The 25,277-nt window shown below is 69.3% G+C and carries 24 protein-coding genes and 1 pseudogene; 14 read left to right on the forward strand and 11 right to left on the reverse strand.

Annotation, left to right across the window (positions count from 1 at the left end; all coding sequences use genetic code 11):
• Positions 1-81 precede the first annotated feature (81 nt).
• The 4 genes from ACUYM2_RS05115 to ACUYM2_RS05130 all read left to right on the forward strand — a co-directional run bounded on the left by ACUYM2_RS05115 (position 82) and on the right by ACUYM2_RS05130 (position 4,357).
• On the forward strand, positions 82-1,089 hold the full coding sequence (locus ACUYM2_RS05115; protein WP_481599094.1) for an aldose 1-epimerase family protein: 1,008 nt from the start codon (positions 82-84) through the stop codon (positions 1,087-1,089).
• A 202-nt stretch (positions 1,090-1,291) separates the two neighbouring features.
• Positions 1,292-2,512, forward strand: coding sequence for an AI-2E family transporter (locus tag ACUYM2_RS05120; RefSeq protein ID WP_481601408.1), 1,221 nt, complete (start codon positions 1,292-1,294; stop codon positions 2,510-2,512).
• A 3-nt stretch (positions 2,513-2,515) separates the two neighbouring features.
• Positions 2,516-3,754: a threonine ammonia-lyase gene (ilvA, locus tag ACUYM2_RS05125; RefSeq protein ID WP_481599095.1), complete on the forward strand. Its 1,239-nt coding sequence runs from the start codon at positions 2,516-2,518 to the stop codon at positions 3,752-3,754.
• A 9-nt stretch (positions 3,755-3,763) separates the two neighbouring features.
• Positions 3,764-4,357 carry a rhomboid family intramembrane serine protease gene (locus ACUYM2_RS05130; protein ID WP_481599096.1) on the forward strand — a complete coding sequence of 198 codons (594 nt, stop codon included), beginning with the start codon at positions 3,764-3,766 and terminating at the stop codon, positions 4,355-4,357.
• 60 nt (positions 4,358-4,417) lie between these two features.
• Here ACUYM2_RS05130 and greA read toward each other — a convergent pair whose 3' ends face one another.
• Both greA and ACUYM2_RS05140 read right to left on the reverse strand, forming a co-directional pair.
• Positions 4,418-4,912 carry a transcription elongation factor GreA gene (gene greA, locus ACUYM2_RS05135; protein ID WP_346959484.1) on the reverse strand — a complete coding sequence of 165 codons (495 nt, stop codon included), beginning with the start codon at positions 4,910-4,912 and terminating at the stop codon, positions 4,418-4,420.
• Positions 4,913-5,147: 235 nt separating this feature from the next.
• Positions 5,148-5,606, reverse strand: a complete 459-nt coding sequence (locus tag ACUYM2_RS05140; RefSeq protein ID WP_481599097.1) for a DUF4307 domain-containing protein — start codon at positions 5,604-5,606, stop codon at positions 5,148-5,150.
• 96 nt (positions 5,607-5,702) lie between these two features.
• Here ACUYM2_RS05140 and mca point away from each other — a divergent pair, with 96 nt between their 5' ends.
• The 4 genes and pseudogenes from mca to ACUYM2_RS05160 form a co-directional block, all read left to right on the forward strand.
• A complete protein-coding gene (gene mca / locus ACUYM2_RS05145; RefSeq protein ID WP_481599098.1) occupies positions 5,703-6,608 on the forward strand; it encodes a mycothiol conjugate amidase Mca in 906 nt (301 codons plus the stop codon).
• 81 nt (positions 6,609-6,689) lie between these two features.
• Positions 6,690-7,073, forward strand: a complete 384-nt coding sequence (locus tag ACUYM2_RS05150) for a hypothetical protein (RefSeq protein ID WP_481599099.1) — start codon at positions 6,690-6,692, stop codon at positions 7,071-7,073.
• On the forward strand, positions 7,048-9,255 hold the full coding sequence (locus tag ACUYM2_RS05155) for a thioredoxin domain-containing protein (RefSeq protein WP_481599100.1): 2,208 nt from the start codon (positions 7,048-7,050) through the stop codon (positions 9,253-9,255). The genes ACUYM2_RS05150 and ACUYM2_RS05155 overlap by 26 nt, the downstream gene beginning before the upstream one ends.
• A pseudogene (locus tag ACUYM2_RS05160) lies at positions 9,252-9,829 on the forward strand (HAD family hydrolase); the annotation flags it as partial. The gene ACUYM2_RS05155 and the pseudogene ACUYM2_RS05160, both read left to right, overlap by 4 nt.
• 103 nt (positions 9,830-9,932) lie before the next feature.
• Here ACUYM2_RS05160 and trhA read toward each other — a convergent pair.
• Complete coding sequence (gene trhA, locus ACUYM2_RS05165; protein WP_481599101.1) at positions 9,933-10,676, reverse strand: PAQR family membrane homeostasis protein TrhA; 744 nt, start codon at positions 10,674-10,676, stop codon at positions 9,933-9,935.
• 152 nt (positions 10,677-10,828) lie between these two features.
• Here trhA and ACUYM2_RS05170 point away from each other — a divergent pair, with 152 nt between their 5' ends.
• Together ACUYM2_RS05170 and ACUYM2_RS05175 are read left to right on the forward strand one after the other, a co-directional pair.
• A complete protein-coding gene (locus tag ACUYM2_RS05170) occupies positions 10,829-11,590 on the forward strand; it encodes an isoprenyl transferase (protein WP_346959534.1) in 762 nt (253 codons plus the stop codon).
• Positions 11,591-11,825: 235 nt separating this feature from the next.
• Positions 11,826-13,265, forward strand: a complete 1,440-nt coding sequence (locus ACUYM2_RS05175; protein WP_481599102.1) for a PhoH family protein — start codon at positions 11,826-11,828, stop codon at positions 13,263-13,265.
• 199 nt (positions 13,266-13,464) lie between these two features.
• Here the strand turns inward: ACUYM2_RS05175 and ACUYM2_RS05180 are convergent, their stop codons facing one another.
• A complete protein-coding gene (locus ACUYM2_RS05180) occupies positions 13,465-14,112 on the reverse strand; it encodes a GNAT family N-acetyltransferase (RefSeq protein WP_481599103.1) in 648 nt (215 codons plus the stop codon).
• A 94-nt stretch (positions 14,113-14,206) separates the two neighbouring features.
• On the opposite strand from ACUYM2_RS05180, the gene ACUYM2_RS05185 reads away from it, so the two are divergent.
• From ACUYM2_RS05185 to ACUYM2_RS05195, 3 genes are all read left to right on the forward strand, one after another.
• Positions 14,207-14,731 carry a prepilin peptidase gene (locus ACUYM2_RS05185; RefSeq protein ID WP_481599104.1) on the forward strand — a complete coding sequence of 175 codons (525 nt, stop codon included), beginning with the start codon at positions 14,207-14,209 and terminating at the stop codon, positions 14,729-14,731.
• A 9-nt stretch (positions 14,732-14,740) separates the two neighbouring features.
• Complete coding sequence (locus tag ACUYM2_RS05190) at positions 14,741-15,211, forward strand: NUDIX hydrolase (RefSeq protein ID WP_481599105.1); 471 nt, start codon at positions 14,741-14,743, stop codon at positions 15,209-15,211.
• Between the two features lie 106 nt (positions 15,212-15,317).
• On the forward strand, positions 15,318-15,986 hold the full coding sequence (locus ACUYM2_RS05195; RefSeq protein WP_481599106.1) for a VWA domain-containing protein: 669 nt from the start codon (positions 15,318-15,320) through the stop codon (positions 15,984-15,986).
• Between the two features lie 135 nt (positions 15,987-16,121).
• On the opposite strand, the gene ACUYM2_RS05200 is transcribed toward ACUYM2_RS05195, so the two are convergent.
• The 3 genes from ACUYM2_RS05200 to ACUYM2_RS05210 form a co-directional block, all read right to left on the reverse strand.
• On the reverse strand, positions 16,122-17,558 hold the full coding sequence (locus ACUYM2_RS05200) for a class II fumarate hydratase (RefSeq protein ID WP_479779204.1): 1,437 nt from the start codon (positions 17,556-17,558) through the stop codon (positions 16,122-16,124).
• Between the two features lie 64 nt (positions 17,559-17,622).
• On the reverse strand, positions 17,623-18,237 hold the full coding sequence (locus tag ACUYM2_RS05205) for a carbonic anhydrase (RefSeq protein WP_481599107.1): 615 nt from the start codon (positions 18,235-18,237) through the stop codon (positions 17,623-17,625).
• Positions 18,238-18,246: 9 nt separating this feature from the next.
• Positions 18,247-18,936: a DUF4245 domain-containing protein gene (locus ACUYM2_RS05210; protein ID WP_481599108.1), complete on the reverse strand. Its 690-nt coding sequence runs from the start codon at positions 18,934-18,936 to the stop codon at positions 18,247-18,249.
• A gap of 212 nt (positions 18,937-19,148) precedes the next feature.
• On the opposite strand from ACUYM2_RS05210, the gene glpX reads away from it, so the two are divergent.
• Positions 19,149-20,171, forward strand: a complete 1,023-nt coding sequence (gene glpX, locus ACUYM2_RS05215; RefSeq protein WP_175322845.1) for a class II fructose-bisphosphatase — start codon at positions 19,149-19,151, stop codon at positions 20,169-20,171.
• 3 nt (positions 20,172-20,174) lie between these two features.
• Here the strand turns inward: glpX and ACUYM2_RS05220 are convergent, their stop codons facing one another.
• The 4 genes from ACUYM2_RS05220 to ACUYM2_RS05235 form a co-directional block, all read right to left on the reverse strand.
• Complete coding sequence (locus tag ACUYM2_RS05220) at positions 20,175-21,164, reverse strand: hypothetical protein (protein WP_481599109.1); 990 nt, start codon at positions 21,162-21,164, stop codon at positions 20,175-20,177.
• A 158-nt stretch (positions 21,165-21,322) separates the two neighbouring features.
• Positions 21,323-22,294 (reverse strand): lipid II:glycine glycyltransferase FemX, encoded by a 972-nt coding sequence (locus ACUYM2_RS05225; protein WP_481599110.1) that lies wholly within the window; start codon positions 22,292-22,294, stop codon positions 21,323-21,325.
• Positions 22,295-22,297: 3 nt separating this feature from the next.
• The gene (gene manA, locus ACUYM2_RS05230) at positions 22,298-23,569 is read right to left on the reverse strand and encodes a mannose-6-phosphate isomerase, class I (RefSeq protein ID WP_481599111.1); all 1,272 of its coding nucleotides are present in this window, start codon (positions 23,567-23,569) and stop codon (positions 22,298-22,300) included.
• Positions 23,570-23,637: 68 nt separating this feature from the next.
• Entirely contained in the window at positions 23,638-25,275 is a 1,638-nt protein-coding gene (locus tag ACUYM2_RS05235; protein ID WP_481599112.1) for an LCP family protein, read from the reverse strand.
• Between the last annotated feature and the right edge of the window lie 2 nt (positions 25,276-25,277).

Genomic DNA, 25,277 nt, shown 5'->3' on the forward strand with positions numbered 1-25,277 from the left:
CATCATTCGATCAGACTTCAGGAGTTTCCGGCAAAGCCCCGCCGTGTACGGGTGGCCGCACGGTTCGGTACGGTGGTGCCCATGGACCTCACCGCTTCCCCGGCATCCGCTTCCTCCGGCGGCTCCGCCGCCGACCCGTCCGCCGCCCTGCCTTCCAGCACGGGGGCGGATTCCTCCGCCCGGCGCTACGCGACCGGCCGGCAATACGAGCTGCGCCGTGGCGACGCCCTGGCCGTGGTGACCGAACTCGCGGCCGGCCTGCGGCTCTACAGCCGTGCCGGCGTGCAGCTGACGGAGAGCTACGGGGACGCCGAGATCCCGCCGGGCGCCACCGGCATCACCCTGGCGCCGTGGGCAAACCGGGTCGAGGACGGCGTCTGGCACCTCAACGGGAAAAAGCAGCAACTCGACATCACCGAAGTGGCCAGGAACAACGCCAGTCACGGGCTGCTGCGCAATTCTTCCTACGAACTGGTGGACGAATCGGAATTCTCCGTGACCCTGGAGGCGGCCGTGTTTCCGCAGCATGGCTATCCGTTCCTGCTGCGGCACCGGGTGCGCTACGGGCTGGACGAGGCCCTGGGGCTCACCGTCCGGCAGACGCTGGTCAACGACTCCGACGACGCGGCCCCCTTCGTCCTCGGTGCACACCCCTACCTGCGGCTCGGCGAGGTACCCAGCGAGGAACTGACCGTAACCGTCGGCGGCCGCACCCGGCTGGTGACGGATGACCGGCTGATTCCGCGCAGCACTGAGCCGGCCGCCGGGGACTTCGACCTCCGGGCCGGGCGGCTGGCCGGGGACCTGGACCTGGACAGCGCCTACACTGACCTGGACTTCGAAAGCGGTGTGGCCCGCAGCACGCTGCGTGCGGCGGACGGCCGCAGCGTGAGTCTCTGGCAGGACGAGCATTGCCGCTACGTCCACGTTTTCGTCACGGACCAGTACCCCGGACGGCGCAAGGCAGTGGCCCTTGAGCCCATGACGGGGCCGGCCAACGCGTTCAACACCGGAGACGGGCTGCGCTGGCTGCCGGCGGGGGAGTCCTTCACGATGAGCTGGGGAATCACCGCCGCACTGGGCATCTAGCCGCCGGGAGTTTCCCTTGTGGGCCGCACTGGGGAATTATTGGGCTATGACGCCAGCTGAGCACGCCACCCCCCATTCGGATGCCGAGCTCCCCGGGTACGCCGCCCCCGGGCTTTCCGCCCCTGCTGCCGGCACGCCCGCCCGTGTGCCAGCCGCCCAGCCCGCCGGCACCACGCCCGCCGGCACCATGCCCGCCGGCACCATGCCCGCCGGTGTGCCGAACGCCGCTCCCCGGGCCCGCAGCGACCGGGAACTGGACGAAGACATACCTTACGGCGTGCGGATCGCGGCGTCGTGGGCGTGGCGGATTGGTCTGATCCTGCTCGTGACCGGGGTGCTCGTCTGGCTGCTCAGTAAGATCAGCTTCCTGATCATCCCGGTGATGGTCGCCGCCCTGCTGGCCGGTCTGCTCAGCCCCGTCACCCGCTGGCTGCGCCGGCGGCGGGTGCCTAACGGCGCCGCCGTCGCCATCACGCTGCTCGGCTTCATCGGGTTCATTGCCGGCGCGCTCGCCCTCGTGGGCCGCCAGCTCACCGCCGGCTTCGGCGAACTCTGGAGCCAGGCGCTGACGGGCCTACAGCAGGTCCAGACCTGGCTCGCCGAAGGCCCGCTGCACCTGACGGCCGCCCAGATTGACACCTACGTCAAGGAAGGCGCCGACGCGCTGCAGAAGAACAGCAGCAGCATCCTCAGCGGCGCGCTGACCTTCGGCAGCACCGCCGGGCACTTCGCCGCCGGGCTCCTGATCGCCTTGTTCGTGACGATCTTCTTCCTGCTCGAAGGCGAACGGATCTGGGGATTCCTGGTCCGGCTGATGCCGCGGAAGGCCCGCCCGGCCGTCAACGGCGCCGGCCGGCGCGGCTGGACTTCCATGGTCAGCTACACCCGGATCCAGATGTTCGTCGCCTTCGTGGACGCACTCGGAATCGGCGTCGGCGCCGCGATCATCGGCGTCCCGCTGGCCCTGCCGCTCGGCGTGCTGGTGTTCATAGGTTCGTTCATCCCCCTGGTCGGCGCACTCGTCACCGGTGCCGTCGCCGTGCTACTGGCCTTGGTGGCCAACGGCCTGGTCAACGCGCTCATCATGGTGGCCATCGTGCTGCTGGTCCAGCAGCTGGAAGGCCACATCCTGCAGCCCCTCGTGATGGGCAAAGCAGTCTCGCTCCACCCGGTCGCCGTCATCCTGTCCGTCGCCGCCGGCTCCTACCTCGCCGGCATCCCGGGCGCCCTGTTCTCCGTGCCGATCCTCGCCGTAGCAAACTCGGCCGTTCGGTACATCGCGGCCAGAACGTGGGAACATGATGGAGACCTGGCAGCCGCGAGCCGGCAGGGAGCCCCTGCACTTGCCGGCGCCAGCCAGGACCCGGGCGACGGGGAGGTCCGCCACCCTGGCGCCGACGCCGGAACCCCTAAAGGAGACTAGTTCGTGAATACCCTCGAGAGCCTGCCCGTCACGCTGGACGATGTCCTGGAGGCGCAGAAGCTGCTCGACGGGATTATTACGCGGACCCCGGTGGAGTCATCCCGGGCGCTGGGCAGCATCGCCGGCGGCGAGGTCTACTTCAAATGCGAGAATCTGCAGCGCGCAGGCTCCTTTAAGGTGCGCGGCGCCTACGTCCGGATGGCCAAGCTCTCCGCCGAAGAGAAGAAGCGCGGCGTCGTCGCGGCCTCGGCCGGCAACCACGCCCAGGGCGTGGCCGTCGCCGCGAGGGCCCTCGGCATCAAGGCCCGCATCTACATGCCGCTGGGCGTCGCACTGCCCAAGCTCGCCGCGACGCGCAGCCACGGCGCCGAGGTGGTGCTGCACGGGCACAACGTCGACGAGGCGCTGGCCGAGGCCAAGCGCTACGCGGACGAAACGGGTGCCGTCTTTGTCCACCCGTTCGACGACGTCGACGTCGTGGCCGGACAGGGCACCGTCGGACTGGAAATCCTCGAGCAGATCCCCAACGTGGACACCATCCTGATGGGCGTCGGCGGCGGCGGGCTGCTGGCCGGCGTCGCCGTGGCCGTGAAGGCCAGGGCCAAGGAACTCGGCCGGGAAATCCGGATCATCGGCGTGCAGGCCGAAAACGCCGCCGCCTACCCGCCCTCGCTCGCCGCCGACGCCCTCGTGCCGCTCAAGCGCGTCTCCACAATGGCCGACGGCATCGCCGTGGGCCGGCCGGGGCAGCTGCCCTTCAGCATCATCCGCGAACTCGTCGACGACGTCGTCACGGTCAGCGAGGACGCGCTGGCCAGGGCGCTGATCTTCCTGCTGGAACGGGCCAAGATGGTGGTCGAACCGGCTGGCGCCGTGGGCGTCGCCGCGCTGATGGAAGGCAAGATCGAGAACCCCGGGACCACCGCCGTCGTGCTCTCCGGCGGCAACATCGACCCGATGCTGATGCTCAAAGTCATCCAGCGCGGCCTCTCCGCCGCGGGGCGCTACATGACCGTGCGGATGATGCTCGATGACCGGCCCGGCTCGCTCGCGACCATCGCCCGGATCATCGCCGAAAATGATGCGAACGTGACCGGCCTGGACCACACCCGGGTGGGCGGCTCGATCAGCATGGGCGACGTCTCCATCACCGTCAACCTGGAAACCAAGGGCCACGAGCACTGCGAGCAGGTCCTGGGCGCGCTCCGGGCCGAAGGTTTCCAGCCGATCGTGGTGCACTAGGCGGCCGCGGTGCTCGAAGCGTCCGAGGGGGAACGGGGCCGTGACACTCCCGCGTTTCGGGCCCGCCGGGGCCTGCTCGTGGTGGGCTCCTTCGTGCTGCTGCTCTACGCGATCGAGGTCCTCAACACCCTGATGCTGCACTCGCTCAACGGCACCTTCGGGCTGCGGCCGCGCTCCGCTGACGGGCTGCTGGACATCCTGACCTTTCCGCTGCTGCACGCCAACCTCGCGCACCTGCTTTCCAACACCCTGCCGCTGATCATCTTCGGGTTCCTGGTCTTCCTGTCCGGCGTACGGGTCTTTGCCACCGCGCTCGCCTCGAGCTGGGTGGGCTCCGGCGCGACGGTGTGGCTGATCGGCGGCCACAACGTCACGGTCGGGGCATCCGGGCTGGTCTTCGGGCTCTTCGCGTTCCTGCTGGTGCGCGGCTTCTTCAACCGGCACTGGGGCCAGATCCTGCTCTCCGTGGTGCTCTTCCTGGCCTACGGCGGCATCCTCTTCGGCATGCTCCCCATCGTGGCGGGCTACGTGTCCTGGCAGGCCCACCTGGGCGGGGCCGCCGGCGGCGTGATTGCGGCCCTGCTGCTGCGCCGCAAACGGTAGTTAAATGCCGACGCCAGCCATCCCGCTGCGGGGGAGGGCCGGCGTCGGGCGCTGCTTGGGTCAGCCGACGTACGGCTTCGCGGAGATGATCTCCACGGTGATGTCCTTGCCGTTCGGGGCGGTGTAGCTGAGCTTGTCGCCTTCCTTGTGGCCGACGATGGCGGAACCCAGCGGGGACTTCTCGCTGAAGACGTCCAGATCCGAATCGCCGGCGATTTCGCGGGAGCCCAGCAGGAACGTCTCTTCGTCCCCGGCGATCTTCGCCACGACAATCATGCCCGGCTCGACGATTCCGTCGTCGGCAGCGGCTTCGCCGACGTGGGCATCGCGGAGCAGCACGGTCAGCTGGCGGATGCGGGCCTCGATCTTGCCCTGCTCTTCCTTGGCAGCGTGGTAACCGCCGTTCTCCTTGAGGTCGCCTTCCTGGCGGGCAGCTTCGATCTTCTGAACGATGTCTGCACGGCCGGCGCCGGAGAGGTGGTCCAGCTCTGCCTTCAGGCGGTCAAAAGCTTCCTGGGTAAGCCAAGCTGCAGTTGCGCTGTTGGTGGTCGACACGGACTTCTCCTTTTGGTGGTCAAACAAGCTGGTCAAACAAGCAAAGACCCCGCCACGGTGGCCACTTATGGATCTCAGTAACCAGCTCAGCGGGGCAGAGGTATTGATCCATTGTAGTCAATGCTGTGGATAAACCCAAGAACTCCTGCGGCGCAGATCACACTGTGTTACGCCGCGGGCTGCTCCGGCGCCGCGCGGGCGGGACGGTGCCGCCGACGCTTCCGCCGGCGGACAACTACTTTGCGGCGTCCGGAATCCAGCAGTTGTCGACGACGGCGGATACGGACTGCGATTCGGTGCGGACGTTCACCCGGTGCACGGTGGTGCGGCCGCCGTCGGCGCCGGCGTCGGCAGCGTTGGGGCCGACGTCGACGACTTTCCAGCCGACCACGGCGAACTTGGAGTCCAGGGCCTTGACGGCGCATTTGGCGGCGGTTTCCGGGTTCTTGGTGACCTGGAAATCGACCTCTGCCACGGTGGCGTCGGGGGTGCTGTAGCCGATGTCCTTGAAACTGACGGATTCGGTGGCCGCCGACGTCGAAATCCAGGCGATGAAGCCGATCCCGGCGGTGAGGGCGACAATGAGGATGTTCCGCTTCATCCGGCCGCCCAGCGCGCGCTTTTGGCCGCCGTAGCGATTGGCTAGGCTGGTAGATGCCGGCGCGGGCGCGGCGGGCTGCTCCTCGGAAGTCACCAGTCCAGCTTAGTGTGGATCGGGCGGAGGAATCGCCGCACCGCTGTTCCGCCCGTACAGCACCGAACCCGCAGAAGAAAGAGGAGCCGTCCCACGATGACAGCGTCCCCCAGCCCGTCAGCCCCGCTTCGGCTGCTCGCCGTCCACGCCCACCCCGACGACGAGTCCAGCAAGGGCGCCGCGACGATGGCCATGTACGCCGCCTCCGGCATCGACGTAATGGTGGCCACCTGCACCGACGGGTCCCGCGGCGACATCCAGAACCCGGCCATGGAAAGCGCGCCGCACCCCAGACGGGACATGGCGGGCGCCCGCCGGCTGGAGATGGACAACGCGGCCAAGGTCCTCGGAATCCGCCAACGCTGGCTGGGCTTCGTCGACTCCGGCCTGCCGGAAGGCGACCCGCTGCCGCCGCTGCCCGTCGGCTCGTTCGCCACGTTGCCGCTGGAGCGGGCCGCCGCGCCGCTGGTCCGGCTGGTCCGCGCGTTCAAGCCCCAGGTTATCCTCAGCTACGACGAAAACGGCGGCTATCCGCACCCGGACCACATCATGGCGCACCGCATCGCCGTCGAGGCCTTCGAGGCCGCCGGCGACCCGGCCCGGTACCCCGGAACCGGCGAAGCCTGGGAACCCAGCAAGCTCTACTACGACCGGGCTTTCAGCCCCGAACGGTTCCGCGCCCTGCACTACGCCCTGGAAGAAGCCGGGCTGCAGTCGCCATATGCCGAGCGGCTCGCGGCGTGGCTGGAGGCCGACGCCGAGGGGCACACCCCGCCGGCGCCCACGCACCCCACCACGACGCAGATTGAGTGCGGGGACTTCTTTGAAGCCCGCGACGACGCCCTCCGCTCGCACCGGACCCAGATCGATCCGGAGGGATTCTTCTTCGCCGTGTCGCCGGCGATGCAGCGGCAGACCTGGCCATGGGAAGACTACTCGCTGATCCAGTCCCGGGTCCCCGCGGACCTGCCCGAAACCGACTTCTTCGCCGGGCTAAGATAGATCCAGCAGGGACTTCTATGCCGCGTAGAAGAGTGGCAGTGGAAGACCCGCAGAAGACGCTCCCCACAGAAGGTTTCCACCGTGCATTCCTTGCTCACCGCCCTGGCGACATCCCCGGCGCCCACGCCGACGCCGTCGCTGCGCCCGGGGCTCAACCAGGACCAGGTCACCCCGGGGCTGCTGGGCTTCCTGCTGACTGCGTTCATCGTGGTGCTCACGGCGCTGCTGATTGTGGACATGGTGCGCCGGATCCGTCGGGTCAGGTACCGCGCCCAGGTGGAGGAAGAGCGCGCCGCTGCCGAGGAAGCCGGCCAGGGCCGGGAATCCGGCGTCCGGCAGATCGGAACCGACTGGCACAACGACGCCGGGATGCCGGGAAGCGGCAGCCCTGCTGCCCGCCCGCCGGCCCGCGAGGCCGACACCCGGCCGGAGCCCAACGGTGACGCAGGATCCGGGAACCGCTGACCGCGGCCCCGCCGAGGCCCGGCCCGGGGCAGCCAACGCCCTGGGCCGGGAACCCTCTGCGTACCTTCGCCAGCACGCCGGCAACCCCGTGCACTGGCAACCCTTCGGCGACGAGGCCTTCGCCCTCGCCGCCGCCCGCGACGTCCCGGTGTTCCTGTCAATCGGCTACGCGGCGTGCCACTGGTGCCATGTCATGGCCCGCGAGTCCTTCGAAGACCAGGACACCGCCGACTACCTGAACGCCCATTTCGTCGCCGTGAAGGTGGACCGGGAGGAACGTCCCGACGTCGACGCCGTCTACATGGCCGCCACCCAGGCCATCAGCGGCGAAGGCGGCTGGCCGATGTCCGTTTTCCTCCTGCCCGACGGCCGCGCGTTCCACGCGGGCACCTACTACCCGCCCCGGCCGATGCCCGGCCGGCCCTCCTTCCGCCAGGTGCTGGAGGCGGTCCGCGAAGCCTGGCTGGAACGCCGCAGCGCCCTCGAACAGAACGCCGAGTCCCTGGCGCGCGGCATCGCCGCGGCCCAGTCCGGTTCCGCCGTTCGGCTCGACGTGCCCCCGCCAGCCCTTGACCCGGCGCTGCTCTCCGAGGCGGTGCGTGCGCTGGCACGAACCGAAGATGCCGCAGGGGGCTTCGGCGCCGCCCCCAAATTCCCGCCGTCGGCCGTCCTGGAATTCCTGCTCCGGCACGCGGCCGCGGGCTCCGGGACCGCGGAGGCGGCCAGGGACCTGGCCGGCCGCACGCTCGCAGCGATGGCGCGTTCGGCCCTTTTCGACCAGCTCGACGGCGGCTTCGCCCGCTACTCCGTGACCCGCGACTGGTCGGTTCCGCACTTCGAGAAGATGCTCTACGACAACGCCCAGCTGTTGCGCTGCTACATCCACTGGGTGCGGCTGGGCGGCACGGACGTCTACCCGGCCGGTGAGGCCGCCGCCGTCGCCGGCAGCACCGCGGACTGGATGCTGTCCGCGCTGGGGCTCGCGGACACGGACGCCCCGCAGGCCCGGGCGGCCCACGGCAGTGACGGCGGCGCCGCGGCGCTGGCGTCCTCCCTCGATGCGGACACCGTGGTGGACGGGGAACACTCCGAGGGTGCCAGCTACCTGTGGACCCCCGCGGAACTGACGGCGCTGCTGGGGCCTGCGGACGGCCCGGCCGTGGCCCGGCTGATGCATGTCCACGAGGCGGGCACCGTCTCCGAAGCCGGTTCGCCGCTGCATCCCGGCCGTGCGCTGGACGGCCCGGAAACCGGGTTGTGGCAGCGGGTGCGGCCAGTGCTGCGCCGGGCCCGCGCGGCGCGGCCGCAGCCTGCCCGGGACGACAAAGTGGTGGCCGGCTGGAACGGACTGGCCGTCGCGGCCCTGGCGGAGGCCGGCGCCGTGCTGGACCGGCCGGAGCTGGTGGGCGCCGCCGAACGGATCGCGGGCTACCTCGAGCGGGTGCACTGGAGCCCGGGCGCCGGGGCGGAGCCGGGCCGGCTGGTCCGGGTGTCCCACGACGGGGCCGCCCGCGGCATCGGCGGCCTGCTGGAGGACTATGCCTTCTGCGCGGACGGCTTGTTCGCGCTCTACGCGGTGACCGGGCGGACCCGCCGGTACGCCCTGGCCGGTGCCATCCTGGCGGCGGCCTGCACGCGGTTCGCTGCCGGCGGGGTGTTGCGCGATGCTGCCGGCGAGTCAGCGCAGGTCTTCAACGCCCAGGGCCGCCGGGCGGGAATGGACCCGTTCGACAACGCAACCCCCAGCGGCGCGGCCGCGTTTGCCGGGGCATTGCTGTCCTCCGCGGCCCTCTCCGGATCCGCGGAACACCGCGCCATGGCCGGTAACATCCTGACCCTGCTGCCGCCGCTGGCAGGCACCGCGCCACGGGTGGCCGGGTGGCTGCTGGCGACGGCGCAGGCCGCGCTCGCCGGCCCGGTGGAGGCCGCCGTGGTCGGGGCCGACACGCCGCAGCGGGCGGCACTGCACCGCGCGCTGCTGCGCTCGCCCAGCCCCGGGCTGGTGATTGCGCTGCAGGATCCGGCCGCGGAGGGCGAGGGCGCGCAGGTACCCCTGCTGCGAGACCGGGCGGCGGCACCGGACGGGGCGCCGCTGGCCTACCTGTGCCGCGGCATGGTGTGCACGCTCCCGGCGCGGTCTGTCGCGGCGATCCGGGACCGGCTGGCTAGCATGGCTGAATGACTCACACCCCGGTGGCCCCGCACCCCTTCGAACTGGTGGTTTTCGACTGCGACGGCGTCCTGGTGGACTCCGAGGTACTCTCCGTCCGGGTGGACCAGCGGGTGCTGGCCGATCTCGGCTGGGAGCTGGAGATCGAGGAGATCGTGCGGCGCTTTGTCGGCCGGAGCGAGGCCAACTTCATCGCCACCGTGGAACGGGAGCTGGGCATCGAACTGGCTGAAGGCTGGGACCGGAGCTACGAGCCGTGGTACCACGAGGCCTTCGAACGGGACCTCACCGCCGTCGACGGCGTGGAGGAGGCCTTGGACCGGATCCGGCTTCCGCACTGCGTAGCCTCCAGCGGCAGCCACGCCAAGATGCAGCGCACCCTGGGCCGGACCGGCCTGCTGGACCGCTTCGCCGGCCGCATCTTCAGCGCCACCGAAGTCGCCAACGGCAACCCGCCCCGGACCTCTTCCTGCACGCGGCCGGGACGCTCGGGACGGCGCCGTACCGCTGCGCCGTCGTCGAGGACAGCGCCTACGGCGTGCAGGCGGCGCGGGCCGCGGGGATGCACGTGTTCGCCTATGCGGGCGGCGTGACCCCGGCGGAATGGCTGGCTGGCCCCGGCACCACGATCTTCCACGACATGCGCCAGCTCCCGGAACTCATCGCCGCGGGCCGGCCGGGCTGAGCGATCAGCCGAGGACGGCGATCGCGATCGCTATGTAGTGCGCGGCAAAGGCAAAGACGGTAAAGGCGTGGAACAGCTCGTGGAAGCCGAAGTGTTCGTAGCTGAAGTTGGGTTTTTTCAGCGCGTAAAAGACGGCGCCGGCAATGTAGAGGGCGCCGCCGACGCAGATGAGCACCGCGGCGGGAACGCTGGCGGCAAAGAAATCCGGCAGGTAGAACAGGGCGCCGCAGCCCAGGGCGATGTAGATCGGCACGTAGAGCCAGCGCGGAGCGTGTGTCCAGAGCAGGCGGAAGAGAACGCCCAGCACGGCGCCGGACCAGATCACCCACAGCAGGGTGACGGCCGTGGGCCGGGCCAGGAGCGCCCAGGCCAGCGGCGTGTAGCTGCCGGCGATGACCAGCATGATGTTCGTGTGGTCCAGCCGTTTCAGTACGATTTTTACGCCGGGGGACCAGTTCCCGCGGTGGTAGACGGCGCTGACCCCGAAGAGCAGCACGCCGGTGAGCGCATAGACTGCCGAGGCGATTTTCAGCTCGGTGGTGGGGGCCAGAAGCACCAGGGCCAGGCCGGCGGCGAAGGCCAGCGGCGCCGTCACGGTGTGGATCCAACCCCGCCATTTCGGCTTGATCATCATGAGTTCGGCAATCCTGGCGGCCGCGTCGTCCACCGGGCTGTTGTCCTGGCGCGCGGGGCGGGTGCCGCTGTCCGCGGACCGCTCGGGTCCGGGCTCGGGACTGGTGCTCTCCATCCCGCCATAATAACCTACGGTCCGGTAAGTTACCCATGAGTAACAAAGCTGTCGGGTGCAAATCGCACCCGGTGCGCGCGGGAGGAGCCGTCTGCCGGGTAGCCTAGGAATGCACTGCCGTCAGACCCCAAGGAAGCCAGGTGAATCTCCGGATGGAACTGCCCGGGTTCCTGTATGGCTTCTACGAGCGCAGCCTCCAGCGGTCCCTCGACCCGGAGCGCGTCCCCAAACACATCGGCGTGATGGTTGACGGCAACCGGCGCTGGGCCCGGCAATTCAATGCCCCCACCAGCCAGGGCCACCAGGCCGGCGCGGACAAGATCCACGAATTCCTCGGCTGGTGCCAGGAGCTCGGGATCAAGGTCGTCACGCTGTACATGCTCTCCACGGACAACATGAACCGCTCCGGCGAAGAGCTGGACCTGCTGATGGGCATCATCGCCAACACCCTGGACCGCCTCGACGAGGACGCCGACATCTCGGTCCACGCCATGGGCGCCCCGGAGCTGCTGCCGGACTACCTCGCCGAGCGGCTCAACAAACTCACCGCCCGCACCCCCGTGCACGAAAAGATCCACGTCAACGTCGCCGTCGGCTACGGCGGCCGCCGGGAGATTGTCGACGCCGTCCGCGAACTGCTGCACGACGCCGTCGCCCGCGGCGCCGACATCGGCAAGCTGGCCGACGAACTCAGCGTCGACGACATCTCCCGCTTCCTCTACACCCGCGGCCAGCCCGACCCGGACCTCGTGATCCGCACCTCCGGGGAGCAGCGGCTCTCCGGTTTCTTGATGTGGCAAAGCGCCTACAGCGAGTTCTACTTCTGTGAAGCACTGTGGCCCGCGTTCCGCAAGGTGGACTTCCTCCGTGCCCTGCGCGACTACGCCGGCCGGCAGCGCCGCTTCGGCTCCTGACGCGGTTCATCCGGGCTTCACCCGATGGCCACAGGAATCGCCGAAAAATAGGCGGGCAATGTCCTCGGCGCGGACGTACGTTAATCCCATCAGCGGGCAAACCGCCGGCTGATCGGGGAGGCCAGTACATGGAGCGGAAGTTCGCACCGGGTGTACGGGAGGCCGCGTCCGGCCTCACGGCCGAGCCGCCTCACCAATAACAATTCCGGGCCGGCGGCCCGGGGCTGGAGTCGATGTGGCTATTTCTGGAAAACTGCCCGGCGTCATCTCTGACCAGGGCGGGAAAGCTACCTCTCGCGCCAAGCGAGCCACCTCACAGACCGGCACAGCGCATGTCGACGCTGCGGCCGGTCCCGCTGTTTCCGGGGAAGGAATAGCGGGGGAGACTGCCCGAAGCTACGTGATCGACACCTCCGTGCTGCTTTCGGATCCACGGGCGCTGCTGCGCTTCGCCGAACACGAAGTCATTGTGCCGATCGTCGTCATCACCGAGCTTGAAAGCAAACGGCACGACCCGGAACTGGGTTACTTCGCCCGTAAGGCGCTGCGGCTGCTCGACGACCTCCGAGTCGAGCATGGCGGCCTGGACCGCCCCATCCCGCTGGGCCGCGACGGAGGCACCCTGATGGTCGAGATGAACCACGTTTCCGCCGAGGTCCTGCCGGCCGGATTCCGCGGCGGCGACAACGACAGCCGGATCCTCGCGGTCGCCAAGAACCTCGCCAACGAGGGCCGCGACGTGACCGTGGTGTCCAAGGACCTGCCAATGCGGGTCAAGGCTTCCGCCATGGGCCTGATGGCCGACGAGTACCGCAACGAGCTCGTCAAGGATTCCGGCTGGACCGGCATCGCGGAGATCGACGCCACCGAGGACGAGGTGGCCACCCTCTACGGCCACGAACCCGTCTTTATCCCCGCCGCGGCCGAACTTCCGGTCAACACCGGGCTGGTGCTGCTCTCCAACCGCGGCTCCGGCCTGGGCCGCGTCGGAGCCGACAAGCAGGTCCGCCTGGTCAAGGGCGACCGGGACGTCTTCGGCCTGCACGGACGCTCGGCCGAGCAGCGGCTCGCGATCGACCTCCTGATGGACCCGTCCGTGGGCATCGTGTCCCTGGGCGGCCGGGCCGGCACCGGCAAGTCCGCGCTGGCCCTGTGCGCCGGGCTCGAAGCCGTCCTGGAACGCCGGGAGCACCGCAAGGTGATCGTCTTCCGGCCGCTCTACGCCGTCGGCGGCCAGGAGCTCGGCTACCTGCCCGGCTCCGAGTCCGAAAAGATGAACCCGTGGGCCCAAGCCGTCTTCGACACGCTCGGCGCGCTGGTGAGCCAGGAAGTGGTCGAGGAGGTCATGGACCGCGGCATGCTGGAGGTCATGCCGCTCACGCACATCCGCGGCCGTTCACTCCACGACGCCTTCGTGATCGTGGACGAGGCGCAGTCGCTCGAAAAGAACGTGCTGCTGACGGTGATGAGCCGGATCGGCCAGAACTCCAAGATCGTCCTGACCCACGACGTCGCCCAGCGCGACAACCTGCGGGTGGGACGGCACGACGGCGTGGCCGCCGTCGTCGAGACCCTCAAGGGCCACCCGCTCTTTGGCCACATCACCCTCACCCGCTCCGAGCGCTCGCCGATCGCTGCGTTGGTGACGGACATGCTTGAGGGGGCGGAGATCTAAGGCCCTGTCCCCTTCAGCCCGCTTCGGTCCGGGGCCGTGGTCGGGTTCGCCGGGCCGCGGCACCTTCGCCGTCGCTTAGACACGTCCCATCGGCCCCCGCCGGTCGCGGGGCGACCTCTGGGGCCGATGTGCGACTACGCGAAGGATCCGCGGACCGGCTTGCTGAACCTCTTTTCCCAGGCGGGACGCCGTGGCCCCGTTATCCGATCCCCAGGTACTTTGCCGTGGGCCCGTGGCCTTCGACTTCCAGGGTCCAGTCCGGGCGCTTGAAGGTGGCGGGCGTGAGGCGGACCCGCTGCGCGTCCTGGCGTTTGCCGCCCCAGTTGGCGCGGGTGACGCCGTTGAGCTCGTAGCCGAGGGAACGGGAGACGCCCAGGGACTGCTGGTTCCAGGCGGCCGCCTCGGATTCGGCGACTTCGGCGCCGAGCCAGTCGAAGGCGTAGAGGGCGACGGCGGCGCGCATCTCCTTGCCCAGCCCCCGGCCCTGCACGCTTCGGGTGAGCCAGGAGCCGGTGCCGACCGTCTTCAGGGTGGCGAAGTCCTTGGCTTCGACGTCCTGGCAGCCGATGAACTCGCCGTCGTGCCAGATGCCGAGCAGCAGGGTCCATTCCTGCGGCGACATATTTCCGCGGCAGCGCCAGTACCACTGCGCCATGTTCGGGCCCAGCTCCTCGGCCGGCATTTCCGCCCAGGGCCGGCTGAACGGGCTGCGGCCGGGTTCGTGGACGCCCTCCAGGGCCGCCTGCATCGCCGCCGGGATGTCCTCATCCCGGATGGGCCGCAGCGTCAGGCGGGGCGTGGCCAGCGAGAGGGCGAACGGGGGCCAGTAGGAGTCAGGGACAGTCATCCCGGAAGCCTAGCGGCGGGTCCCCGCGGCCGCCAGTCACACAGCCGCGCGGGGGAGCGGCGCGGGGGCGGCAGTATCCAGTAGCATCCGAGGGATGATCCATCGACTCGGCGAACTCGGGGGAGCCGCCCCGCTGGCCTTCTGGCTGGTGCTGCTGGCGTGCGCGTACTTCACGGTGATGGCTGCGCGGCTAACGGTCATCGACGTCAGGCACCACCTGCTGCCCAACCGGATCATTTTTCCCTCCTACGCGGTCGCCGGCGTGCTCCTGGTCGGCGCGGCCGCGGCCGATGCGGGAGCCGGTCTGTTCGGCGTGCCGGGGCTCCGGGTTGTGGCCGGCGGGGCCGTCCTCTGGCTGTTCTATTTCCTCCTGCTGGCCGCCTACCCGCCGGGAATGGGCTTTGGCGACGTCAAGCTCGCCGGGGTGCTCGGCATGTACCTCGGGTTCCTCGGCTGGGGGCACGTCTTTGCCGGAACCTTTGCGGCTTTCCTGTTCGGCGGACTCTGGAGCGTGGCCCTGCTTGTCTCGCGGCGCGGAACGCTGAAGTCGGACATCCCCTTCGGCCCCTTTATGCTGGCCGGGTCCGCGGCTGCGATGCTGCTGCTGCCTGCGGGTTAGGCTGGCGGCATGGCCACCCCGGAATTCATCCTGAAACTGCGCGAAAAGATTGGCCACGAAAGCCTGTGGATCCCCGGCGCCCGCGCCGTAGTGTTCGACGACGCCGGCCGGGTCCTGCTCGGCCGGCGGGCCGACAACGGCCAGTGGGGGCTGATCACCGGGATCCTGGAACCGGGCGAGGAACCGGCGCCGGGCCTGCTGCGCGAGGTGCTTGAGGAAACCGGTGTCGTCGCCGTCGCCGAGCGGCTGGTCTCGGTGGACGCCGTGGGCCCCACCATCTATCCCAACGGGGACGTCTGCCACTTCCTGACCCTCGTGTTCCGGTGCCGCTACGTCTCCGGGGAGGCGCACGTCAACGACGACGAATCCCTCGCCGTGGGCTGGTTCCGGCCGGACGAGTTCCCCGAGCTGATGCCGGGCCACCTGGAGTCAATTGACCAGGCCAGGGACCCGGACGGCGCAGCGCACTTCCGGGGCTGACCGCTCCGGCAATATTGTCGCAGCCCCGCCGTAGCCTGCTGCTATCCAGCCCTTTAGCTGGCGACAGTGGGCCCGGGGCGCGCCCCCGGGCCGGAAATGGGGAAGCATGACAGATTCAGCACTGACGCACGTGTACGTGCTCCTGGACCGTTCCGGTTCCATGAGCTCCATCGCCGACGACACCGTGGGTGGCTTCGCGGCGTTCGTGCGCGAGCAGCAGGCGGTGGCGGGCCGGTGCAAGCTCTCGCTGGCGCAGTTTGACGACGCCTACGAGCGGGTCTACGCCGCGGTGGACATCCAGGATGTGCCGTCCCTGGTGCTCCAGCCCCGCGGGAGCACGGCCCTGCACGACGCCATGGTGCGGCTGATCGGGGAGGCCGGCGCAGAGTTGGCGGCGCTGCCCGAACACGAACGCCCGGGCACGGTGCTTGTTGCCGTGTTGACCGACGGCCACGAAAATTCCTCCCGCGAGGCCGGCGGGGCCATGGTCAAAGCGCTGGTTGAACGCCAGCAGCACGAGTGGGGCTGGCAGTTCACCTACCTCGGAGCGAACCAGGACGCCGTGCTGACGGCGCACGGGCTGGGCATCCGGGCAGAAGACGCCCTGACGTACGCGGCCGGCAACGTGGACGCTGCCTTCTCCGGCCAGTCTGCGAAAACCCGGCGGCTGCGGGAAGCCCGCATGGCGGGCGCCAGCCTGGACGAGGCCGCCGCCTACTCGGCCTACACACCGGAGGAGCGCCGTGCGGCAGGTGGCGAGGTCCCCCTCAATTAGCAGGGCCATCCGGGCGTCGGGGCAGGGCCAGCTGGGCGGGCGGGTACAACGCACGACGGCGGCAGGCACCTTCCGCTGGAAGGGTGCCTGCCGCCGTCGGACGTTGCGCCGCGCGGGCCCCGGGGCCGGGCCTGACTAGGCCTTGTGCGGCGGACGCGTCATGGACATGACGTCCAGGGCGGTGTCGAGCTGCTCTTCGGTCAGTTCGCCGCGCTCCAGGAAGCCCATGGCGACCACCGTCTCGCGGATGGTGAGACCCTCGGCGACTGCCTTCTTGGCGATCTTGGCGGCGTTCTCGTAGCCAATGAACTTGTTCAGCGGCGTGACGATGGAGGGCGAGGCCTCGGCGAGGAAGCGGGCGCGCTCGACGTTGGCGGTGATGCCATCGATCATCTTGTCCGCCATCACGCGGCTGGTGTTGGCCAGGAGCCGGACGGATTCGAGCAGGTTGGCGGCCATCACGGGGATGCCGACGTTGAGCTCGAAAGCGCCGTTGGTGCCGGACCAAGCGATGGCCGTGTCGTTGCCGATGACCTGGGCGCAGACCATGATGGAGGCCTCGCAGATGACCGGGTTGACCTTGCCGGGCATGATCGAGGAGCCGGGCTGCAGGTCCGGGATGGCGATTTCGCCGAGGCCGGTGTTGGGGCCTGAGCCCATCCAGCGCAGGTCGTTGTTGATCTTCATGAAGGAGATCGCGATGTTGCGCAGCTGGCTGGAGGCCTCGATCAGCCCGTCACGGTTGGCCTGCGCCTCGAAGTGGTCGCGGGCCTCGGTCAGCGGGAGGCCGGTGTCGGCGGCGAGGAGTTCGATGACTCGCTCCGGGAAGCCGGCCGGGGTGTTGATGCCGGTGCCCACAGCGGTGCCGCCCAGCGGGACCTCGGCGACGCGGGGGAGGGAAGCGTTGATGCGCTCGATGCCGTAGCGGACCTGCGCGGCGTAGCCGCCGAACTCCTGGCCGAGGGTGACGGGAGTGGCGTCCATCAGGTGCGTGCGGCCGGACTTGACGACGTCCTTGAACTCGACGGCCTTGCGGTCCAGCGAGTCGGCGAGGTAGCCGAGCGCCGGGATCAGGTCGTTGATCAGGGCGGACGTCGCGGCGACGTGCACCGACGTCGGGAAGACATCGTTGGAGGACTGCGAGGCGTTGACGTGGTCGTTCGGGTGGACGACCTTCTCGCTGCCGGCGGCCTTGAGCGCCCGGGAGGCGAGCTCGGCGATGACCTCGTTGGTGTTCATGTTCGAGGAGGTTCCGGAGCCGGTCTGGAAAACGTCGATCGGGAAGTCGCCGTCGTACTTGCCGGCAGCAACCTCGTCGGCGGCATCCGCAATCGCCTGGGCCAGCTCGCCGTCGAGCACTCCCAGTTCTGCGTTGGCCTGGGCGGCAGCCTTCTTGACCCGGGCGAGGGCCTCAATGTGGGCGCGCTCCAGGGTCTTGCCGGAGATCGGGAAGTTTTCGACTGCACGCTGCGTCTGGGCGCGGTACAGGGCGTTCACGGGAACGCGGACTTCGCCCATCGTGTCGTGTTCAATGCGGAACTCTTCAGTGTTCAAATCTGCTGTGGAAGTCATGGGGCTAGCTTATTCGGCCCAAGCGTCCCACCGAAAACCGTGAACCCGCGCTGAAACGAAGCTCCTAGAGTTCGCCGATTCCTGAGACGAGGTCCGCCCGGCCCTCGGCCAGGCGGTAGGCCAGTCCGATCACCGCGGCGCGGCCGCTTCCGACGGCGTCGGAAATCACCCGGGAGCTGTCCACCAGGCGCTGCGACGTCTGCTTGACGTTCTCCACCACCATGTCGTTGACCTCGTGCTGGTCGTTGCGCAGGGACGTCAGCACGGAGGGAGTGATGCGCTCGACCAGGCTGCGCATGAACCCGACCGGCATCGCCCCGGTCTCCACCGCGTTCTTGGTGGCCGTGACCGCGCCGCAGTTGTCGTGGCCAAGCACCACGATCAGCGGCACGCCGAGCACACTGATGCTGTATTCGAGCGAGCCGAGAACGGCGTCGTCCATGACCTGGCCGGCCGTGCGGACGACGAACGCGTCCCCGAGCCCCAGGTCGAAGATGATTTCGGCGGCCAGGCGCGAGTCGGCGCAGCCGAAGATGACGGCGAACGGGTGCTGGTTCTCCACGAGCGAGGACCGCCGCGAGGCGTCCTGGTTCGGGTGCGAGGATTCGCCGGCGACGAAACGTTCATTGCCTTCGCGCAGGCGGCGCCAGGCGAGGGCGGGAGTCAGGTAAGTAGCCACGGGTCTACCTTACGGCGCAGTGGTGGCCGAAGGGGAAACGGTTGCTGGCGGGTTACTTTCCAGCGACTTCACGACCGCGGCGGCGAGCTCGGAGAACTCCTCCAGCTGCGCGGGCCCGGTCAGGACGACGGTGGTCCCGCGGTAGTCCAGCACCATGCTCTTCTCGCCCTTGCCCGTGTCGCGCAGCTCCCAGTCGCGGCCGCCGGCGCTGCGGGTCCCGGTCACCGGGGCGTTCCTGGTCTGCTGCAGCAGCCAGGTCGGGTTCGCCTGCCGGGTCTGGACCAGGCCGATGAAAGATTCCTTGGGTGTCAGGTAGCCGACCTCCCAGGTGGCCACGCCGCTGCCGGAGCCGGACTCCCAGCGGGCGTAATTTGACCGGAATGTGTCGCCGGTTGCCGGGGCGACCGGTGTGAATCCCGCCACACCTTCGGCGTTCCGGGCGATGGCGCTGACGTTGACGTCGGGGCGGTAGCCGTCGCTCTTCGGCGAAGGGTTCATCAAGACCACCGGCAGGAAGGCGCCGATGCTCAGCGCCAGCGCGATGATCATGCCGATCACCGAGGCGTTGGCCCGCTTTGCCGCGGCGGCGCGGATGACGGGCTTGACGGGCTGCCCGCTGGAGGCGCTGCTGGCGTCGGGTCCTGCTCCGCCGGAGGGCGATCCGGGGGCCTCGGGCGGCGTGTCCTGCAATTCATTCACCCCTCTATAGTCGCCCATTTCGGACCGATCTCACATTCGGCCCAAGGGTGCCGGGCGGATGCGGGCCGTTTCACTGTTTGGCCATTCCATGACCGATGGAGGCCGCCGCGACTATGATCAGTAACAGACGAATCACCGCGGCCGCCGGAGACGGGCTGCCGCGGGTTCAATGATCGCCACTCGAAGAAGAGGTTCACGTGTCACCAGCGTCCATGACCCAGAAGTACTCCACGCTTTCCCCGTCGCTCGCCGTCGGCATCGACGAGCCTGACCGCAACCTTGCCCTGGAACTGGTCCGCGTCACCGAGGCCGCGGCCATCGCCGGCGGCCACTGGGTCGGGTTCGGCGACAAGAACAAGGCCGACGGCGCCGCCGTCGACGCCATGCGCTCCTTCCTGCAGACCGTCCACTTCAACGGCGTTGTGGTCATCGGCGAAGGCGAAAAAGACGAAGCCCCCATGCTGTTCAACGGCGAGCGTGTCGGCGACGGCACCGGCCCGGAGTGCGATGTGGCCGTCGACCCGATCGACGGAACCCGGCTGACCGCCCTCGGCATCAACAACGCCCTCGCGGTGCTGGCCGTGGCCGAGCGCGGTTCCATGTTCGACCCCTCCGCGGTGTTCTACATGGAGAAGCTCGTCACCGGCCCGGAAGCTGCCGACATGGTCGACCTGCGCCTGCCGGTCAAGCAGAACCTGCACCTCATCGCCAAGGCCAAGGGCGTCAAGGTCAACCAGCTCAACGTGATGATCCTGGACCGTGACCGGCACCGCCCGCTGGTCGAGGAAATCCGCGAGGCCGGCGCCCGCACGAAGTTCATCATGGACGGCGACGTCGCCGGCGCCATCGCCGCGGCCCGTGCCGGTACCGGCGTCGACGCCCTGATGGGCATCGGCGGAACCCCGGAAGGCATCGTCGCGGCCTGCGCGATCAAGTCCCTCGGCGGCGTGATCCAGGGCCGCCTGTGGCCGACCAGCGACGAGGAGAAGCAGAAGGCGATCGACGCCGGACACGACCTGGACCGGGTGCTCTCCACCAACGACCTGGTCTCCAGCGACAACTGCTACTTCGCGGCCACCGGCATCACCGACGGCGACCTGCTCAAGGGCGTCCGCTACTCCAAGGACAAGGTCCTCACGCAGTCCATCGTGATGCGGTCCAAGTCCGGCACCATCCGGTTTGTGGACGGCGAGCACCAGGCCAGCAAGTGGGAGGGCTACGCCCGCAAGAGCTAGTCTTCACATCGCGCGAACGTACACTTGGGGCCCCGAATCCACCCGGATCGGGGCCCCAAGTGTCCGCTCGCCCGCGTTGTGGCGGCCCAGGGTAGCCCGGACCTTTTCCACGACGAAGGGCCGCTCGCCCTCGAGGTCCTCTTTGAAGACCCGTACCTCTTTCCAGCCGAGACCCTCGGTGACAGCCAGCCGGCGCGCGTCGAGTTGGAGCTGCCGCGGGTCTGCGTGGTGCGCGCCGTCGTACTGCAGGGCTACCCGGTGGCTCGGATAGGCGGCGTCGGGCCAGACCCGGGCCCGGCCCCAGGTATCGCGGATAACCTGGTTCAGCAGCGGCTCGCCCAGACCGGTCCGGCTGAGGATCAGGCGCATCTTCGTTTCCTGGGGCGAGTCCGCGCCCACCCGGATGTCCTGCAGGGCTGCCCGTGCGGTGCGCACCCCGCGCATACCGGGATGCGCCGCGACCATGCGTTCAAGCTCCGCCAGCGTTGCCAGCGCGACGCGGGGGACCGGAAACTCCGGTCCGTGGGCGACGACGATCGAGTCGCCGGCCGCCACCAGTTCGTCCGGTGTCAGGATCGCGGCCAGGTCCAGCCAGGTGCGGGCCGGCGAGGTGACCCGCACGCCGTTGACCACCACAACCTCGCCCGGCAGGAACGTGAGGCGGTGGCCGACGACGTTCCGCCGTCGCGGTTTACTGCTGTCGCGCTCCCGGGCAACGTGGATCCGCCAGTCCTCCTCAAGCCAGCCCGGAAGGCCCATGGCCCAGAACCTTCCGCCGGAGTGATGCGTGATCGTCGACTCGTCGTCGAGCGCGGAGAAGGCACGCAGGCTGGACGCTGGACCGTCCGGGGCCGCCGAGGGAATCCTGATCCCGCGCGAGGGCACGTAAACATCGGGGCGGCGGGTCCGCTTGCGGGAGACGCCCGCAGCCTGGGCGTCCCGGGCGGTGAACGAGCCGGCAAGCAGTTCCGGCGGCAACGGAAGTCGGGCCATGCTTCAGTGTGCGCCGGCGGCAACGGGTCAATCGGGTTATCCACAGCTTGGTTGCGGCGGACTGCGCGAACGGACACTTGAGGCCCCAAAATTTCCCAGGGGTGGGGCCTTAAGTGTCCGTTCGCGCGGTGGGGTGGGGCCTCAAGTGTCCGTTCGCGCTACTTCCGGAGCTTGGTGCGCAGGCCGGTGACGAGCTTCTTCCCGGACTGGGCGGCCTTGCGGGCGAGCTGGTACGCGCCGTAGCGGAACTTCTTCACCGGCAGGTCCCAGGTCCCCGGGTAGGAGATTTCGCGGCCGCCGAAGGACTTCTTGAACGACGTGAAACCGGCCCACTTGTGGTCGGGCTGGTCCGCAGGCGCCACACCCCAGAGGTCCACGTGCGCCAGGCCCTTGTCCTTGGCATCGGACATCAGGGTCACGAGCAGCGGGATGCCGGCGCTGAGTTTCCGGTGCGTGTCGTCCAGGGCGGCATGTGCATAGGTGCGGGTGTCAGCGGAATCATAGGCCAGGGCTGCGGCGATCGGTTCGCCCTCCAGTTCCGCGATGAACAGCGTGGCCGCGCCGGACGGCATCAGCGAACGCGCAACCTGGCTCAGGTACTCGTCACTTTGCGGCTTGAAGCCATTGCGCGCCGCGGTCAGGTGCAGGAATTTCAGCAGCACCGAAATCTCCGCCGGATCCTGGCTGGACCGGAAGGTCACGCCCTTCTTGTGGATGTTGCGGTAGAGGTTGCGGTTTACCGGCTTCATGTCCGCCAGGACGTCCTTGAAGTCGCGGTCCAGGTCCACGATCCAGCTCAGTTCGGGCTGCAGGTTCGCCGGCGCGGGGCGCAGGCCGCGGCTGCCCAGCACGGTTTCGGCATCGGCAGCCGCAATTCCGGCGTCGACCGGTTCCAGCCGGACAAACACCGCCCCGCACCGGCGGGCCAGTGCCGTCAGGGACTCGAGGGCGGCGTCGAAGGCCGCAAGCGAATCGGCCAGCGGCCCGTACGGGACGTAGAGCAGTTTGCCGGCCGGGTTGCTTTCCTCGACGGCCAGGAAGCGCCAGCCGTCGCCGGACTGTTCGTGGACGGTGCGGCCCAGGGCGCGCTGGACGTCTGCCCAGTGCGGGCCCTGCAGGAAGTAATCCACGGTTCAGGCCTTCATTCCGGTAGTGACGGCAAAGGCCACGGCGGGCCCGGTGGCGCCGGCGACGGGGTGCACGTTGACCGGCGCCTCGGCGGCCGGCAGGAACGCTGAGGCGCCGCGTTCCAGCTGCAGGTCGCCCTTGGGGGAGTCCAGCAGGACCGCGCCGGAGACCACAATGATGACCGCGGCTCCGGACTGCGCCAGCGGGACCGGCTCCGCGCCCGGGTGCAGTTCCACCCGCTGCAGCGCAAATTCGCGGAACGGCGGGCGGTAGAGCTCCTGGCCGAGCATGGTGGTCTCGGCGCTGAGCGCCGGCACGCCGGCGGCTTCGAACGCGACCGTGGCCAGCAGCTCCGGCACGTCCACGAACTTCGGCGTCAGGCCGCCGCGGAGCACGTTGTCCGAGGAGGCCATCACCTCGATGCCCAGGCCGTGCAGGTAGGCATGCACGTTGCCGGCTGGCAGGTATACGGCCTCGCCGGGCGCCAGCGAGATCCGGTTCAGCAGCAGCGAGATCAACACCCCGGGATCACCGGGGTACTCCTGGTTGAGGTCCACCACCGTGGTCAGTTCCGCCGTGTGCGGACCCGTCGGCGCGCCGGACACCAGCGCGGCGACGACGGCGTCCGTCGCCGCGGCAACGTCCGCGCCGCCGGTGATCAGCCGCTCGAAAGCCGCCCGGAGGGCGGCAGGCTCGTCCGGCTGCGCCAGGTCATCCAGCAGCCGGGGGAGCAGGGCCGGCAACTCCAGCCCGGCAAGGTCAAAGCACTCCGCCACGTGTGCGAACACGGCCCTCGACTCCACCGCCGTTCGGAAGCCGCACAGCGCCTCGAACGGGGTCAGGGCAAAGATCATTTCCGGCTTGTGGTTGTCGTCCTTGTAGTTCCGCGTGGCGGCGGCCCGGTCGACGCCGGCCGCCTCCTCGCGGGCGAACCCGGCCCGCGCCTGCTCCAGCGTGGGGTGCACCTGCAGGGACAGCGGGCGCTCCGCGGCCAGGACCTTGAGCAGGAAGGGCAGCCGCGGACCGAACTCGGCGACACTGTCGCCGCCCAGATAGTGCTCCGGGTCACCGGCGATCAGCCCGTCCAGGGCCAGCCGTCCGCCGTCGTCCGCCGCGGGCCCGTCCGCTCCGGTCCGGACCAGGGAGGGGGAATCCGGGTGGGCGCCGATCCACAGCTCGGCCTCCGGGCCGCCGGATGCCGGCCGGCCGAGCAGGCCGGCGATCGCGGTGCTGGACCCCCAGGCGTAGGGCCGGAGGACGTTCTCAAGTTCGTACACGGAATACCTATCTGCTCGGGGCGGGCCGGGACTGGAGCGTGCTGGAAAGAAGGGCAGGGCGCCCGGTCCTAGAGCGGGGCACACTGCCCGTTGGTCGCCACCAGGTTGCGGATGGACTGCTCATCACCGTTGCGCTTGAAGTCGTTGAGCATCTTCTCCGTGATCGGCTCGCCCTCGGGCGTGGTGGTCACGGGCGTGAAGTCCGACGGCGACGGCGCGGGCTGCGTGCCGGGCTCTGCCTGGGCCACGCCGCCGGCGGCCGAGAGCGGACCGGGCGCCGCGGCCGGCTGGCGGATGGAGTCGTCGGCCGGTCCCGCCGCGGGAGCGGGACCCAGCAGCTTGTCCACCGCCTGGTGGATCTTGGTGAAGTCCGGCACCGTGGGGAAGGAGGCGTCGAAGTCAGGCGGACCGATCGTCAGCCGGCTCACCGGCTGGCCCTTGGACTTCATCGCCAGATCCACGAAACTGCCGAGCTGGCTGGCGGAAATGTTGGAATCGACCACCTTGGTGCCGGCCTTGACGATGCCCTCGAATTTTGAGAGCAGCGTCGCCGGATCCATTTGCTTGAGCATCGCCTGCTGCACGCACTGCTGGCGTGCGATACGGGCGTAGTCGTCCACGAATTCGCGGGAGCGGCCGTACCAGAGGGCGTGGTAGCCGTCCAGCTTGTTGTCGCCGGCCGGGATCCAGCCCAGCGGCATGCCGTGGATGCCGTTGGCTTCGTCGATGGTCTCGCCGCTGATCGGGACCCAGCCCCCGGCCTTGATCCGGATGCCGCCCATCGCATCAATGAGCTTGGCGAAGCCGTCCATGTCGACCAGGACGTAGGCCTGGACCTTGATGCCGAGGGTGCCGGACACCGCCTCCAGCGTGGCCTGCGCGCCAGGATCCTGCACCCCGGGATAGAGGTCCTCGTACTTATTGGTGACCTCGGTGTTGATGGCGTTGATGAGGCACTCGTTGCCGCAGTCGTAGCCGTCGGGGTAGATCTTGCGCATCGGCGAGTCCGCGCTGAACTGGGCGTTCTGCAGGTTGCGGGGGATGGAAATGATGGCGGCCTTGCCGGTCTTGGCGTCCACGCTGATCACGGACAGGCTGTCCGGCCGGCGGCCGGTGCGGTCCGCCCCGGCGTCGCCGCCCATCATCAGGAAGTTGTAGCGGCCCTCGGACGGCTCCATCGCCGGGCCGTTTGCGAAGATCGTGCCGATCGCGTCCCTGCCGACGTTCAGCAGGTACGCCGCGTAGCCCAGGCTGCCGCTGCTGAGCAGCATGGCCAGGATCAGGGCGACGACGACGGCGGCGCGCGTCCCGGTCTCGAGCAGGACCGGGCGGACCAAACGGAGGGTGTTGATGAACAGCGCCGCCCAGCCGAGGGCAAGCGTGGCGAGCACGAGGACCAGCACCAGCGCGGTGGCGGGGTTGGCTATGAGGTTGATAAGCGTTGGCCGGGACACCACCAGCAGGACAAGCGCCGCGGCCAGCAGGAGCCAGGCCGCGAGGGTGATCCGGAGGGCGAAGCGACCCAGCCGGCGGTTGCCCGCGACAATCTGGGCACTGCCCGGGACCAGCAACGTCATCAGGATCAGCAGGAAGGCGCGCTTGGCCAGCACGGGCGACGCCGCTCCGGCGGGGTAGCGGACCGGGTCCGTCAGGGTACCCCGCGGTGGCTGCGATTTTTCCCGCGCAGCAGCGAAACCTTGGCTCATCT

Source organism: Arthrobacter sp. SD1074B, from assembly GCF_056780195.1.

What these genes read in the sequence shown, in the direction of transcription:
- ACUYM2_RS05220 (WP_481599109.1), bottom strand. Translation starts at nt 21,164, where the DNA reads ATGGCCCGACTTCCGTTGCCGCCGGAACTGCTTGCCGGCTCGTTCACC.
- ACUYM2_RS05170 (WP_346959534.1), top strand. Translation starts at nt 10,829, where the DNA reads ATGGAACTGCCCGGGTTCCTGTATGGCTTCTACGAGCGCAGCCTCCAG.
- ACUYM2_RS05115 (WP_481599094.1), top strand. Translation starts at nt 82, where the DNA reads ATGGACCTCACCGCTTCCCCGGCATCCGCTTCCTCCGGCGGCTCCGCC.
- ACUYM2_RS05195 (WP_481599106.1), top strand. Translation starts at nt 15,318, where the DNA reads ATGACAGATTCAGCACTGACGCACGTGTACGTGCTCCTGGACCGTTCC.
- glpX (WP_175322845.1), top strand. Translation starts at nt 19,149, where the DNA reads ATGACCCAGAAGTACTCCACGCTTTCCCCGTCGCTCGCCGTCGGCATC.
- ACUYM2_RS05235 (WP_481599112.1), bottom strand. Translation starts at nt 25,275, where the DNA reads ATGAGCCAAGGTTTCGCTGCTGCGCGGGAAAAATCGCAGCCACCGCGG.
- mca (WP_481599098.1), top strand. Translation starts at nt 5,703, where the DNA reads ATGACAGCGTCCCCCAGCCCGTCAGCCCCGCTTCGGCTGCTCGCCGTC.
- trhA (WP_481599101.1), bottom strand. Translation starts at nt 10,676, where the DNA reads ATGGAGAGCACCAGTCCCGAGCCCGGACCCGAGCGGTCCGCGGACAGC.
- ACUYM2_RS05180 (WP_481599103.1), bottom strand. Translation starts at nt 14,112, where the DNA reads ATGACTGTCCCTGACTCCTACTGGCCCCCGTTCGCCCTCTCGCTGGCC.
- ACUYM2_RS05185 (WP_481599104.1), top strand. Translation starts at nt 14,207, where the DNA reads ATGATCCATCGACTCGGCGAACTCGGGGGAGCCGCCCCGCTGGCCTTC.
- ACUYM2_RS05200 (WP_479779204.1), bottom strand. Translation starts at nt 17,558, where the DNA reads ATGACTTCCACAGCAGATTTGAACACTGAAGAGTTCCGCATTGAACAC.
- ACUYM2_RS05190 (WP_481599105.1), top strand. Translation starts at nt 14,741, where the DNA reads ATGGCCACCCCGGAATTCATCCTGAAACTGCGCGAAAAGATTGGCCAC.
- ACUYM2_RS05120 (WP_481601408.1), top strand. Translation starts at nt 1,292, where the DNA reads ATGCCCGCCGGTGTGCCGAACGCCGCTCCCCGGGCCCGCAGCGACCGG.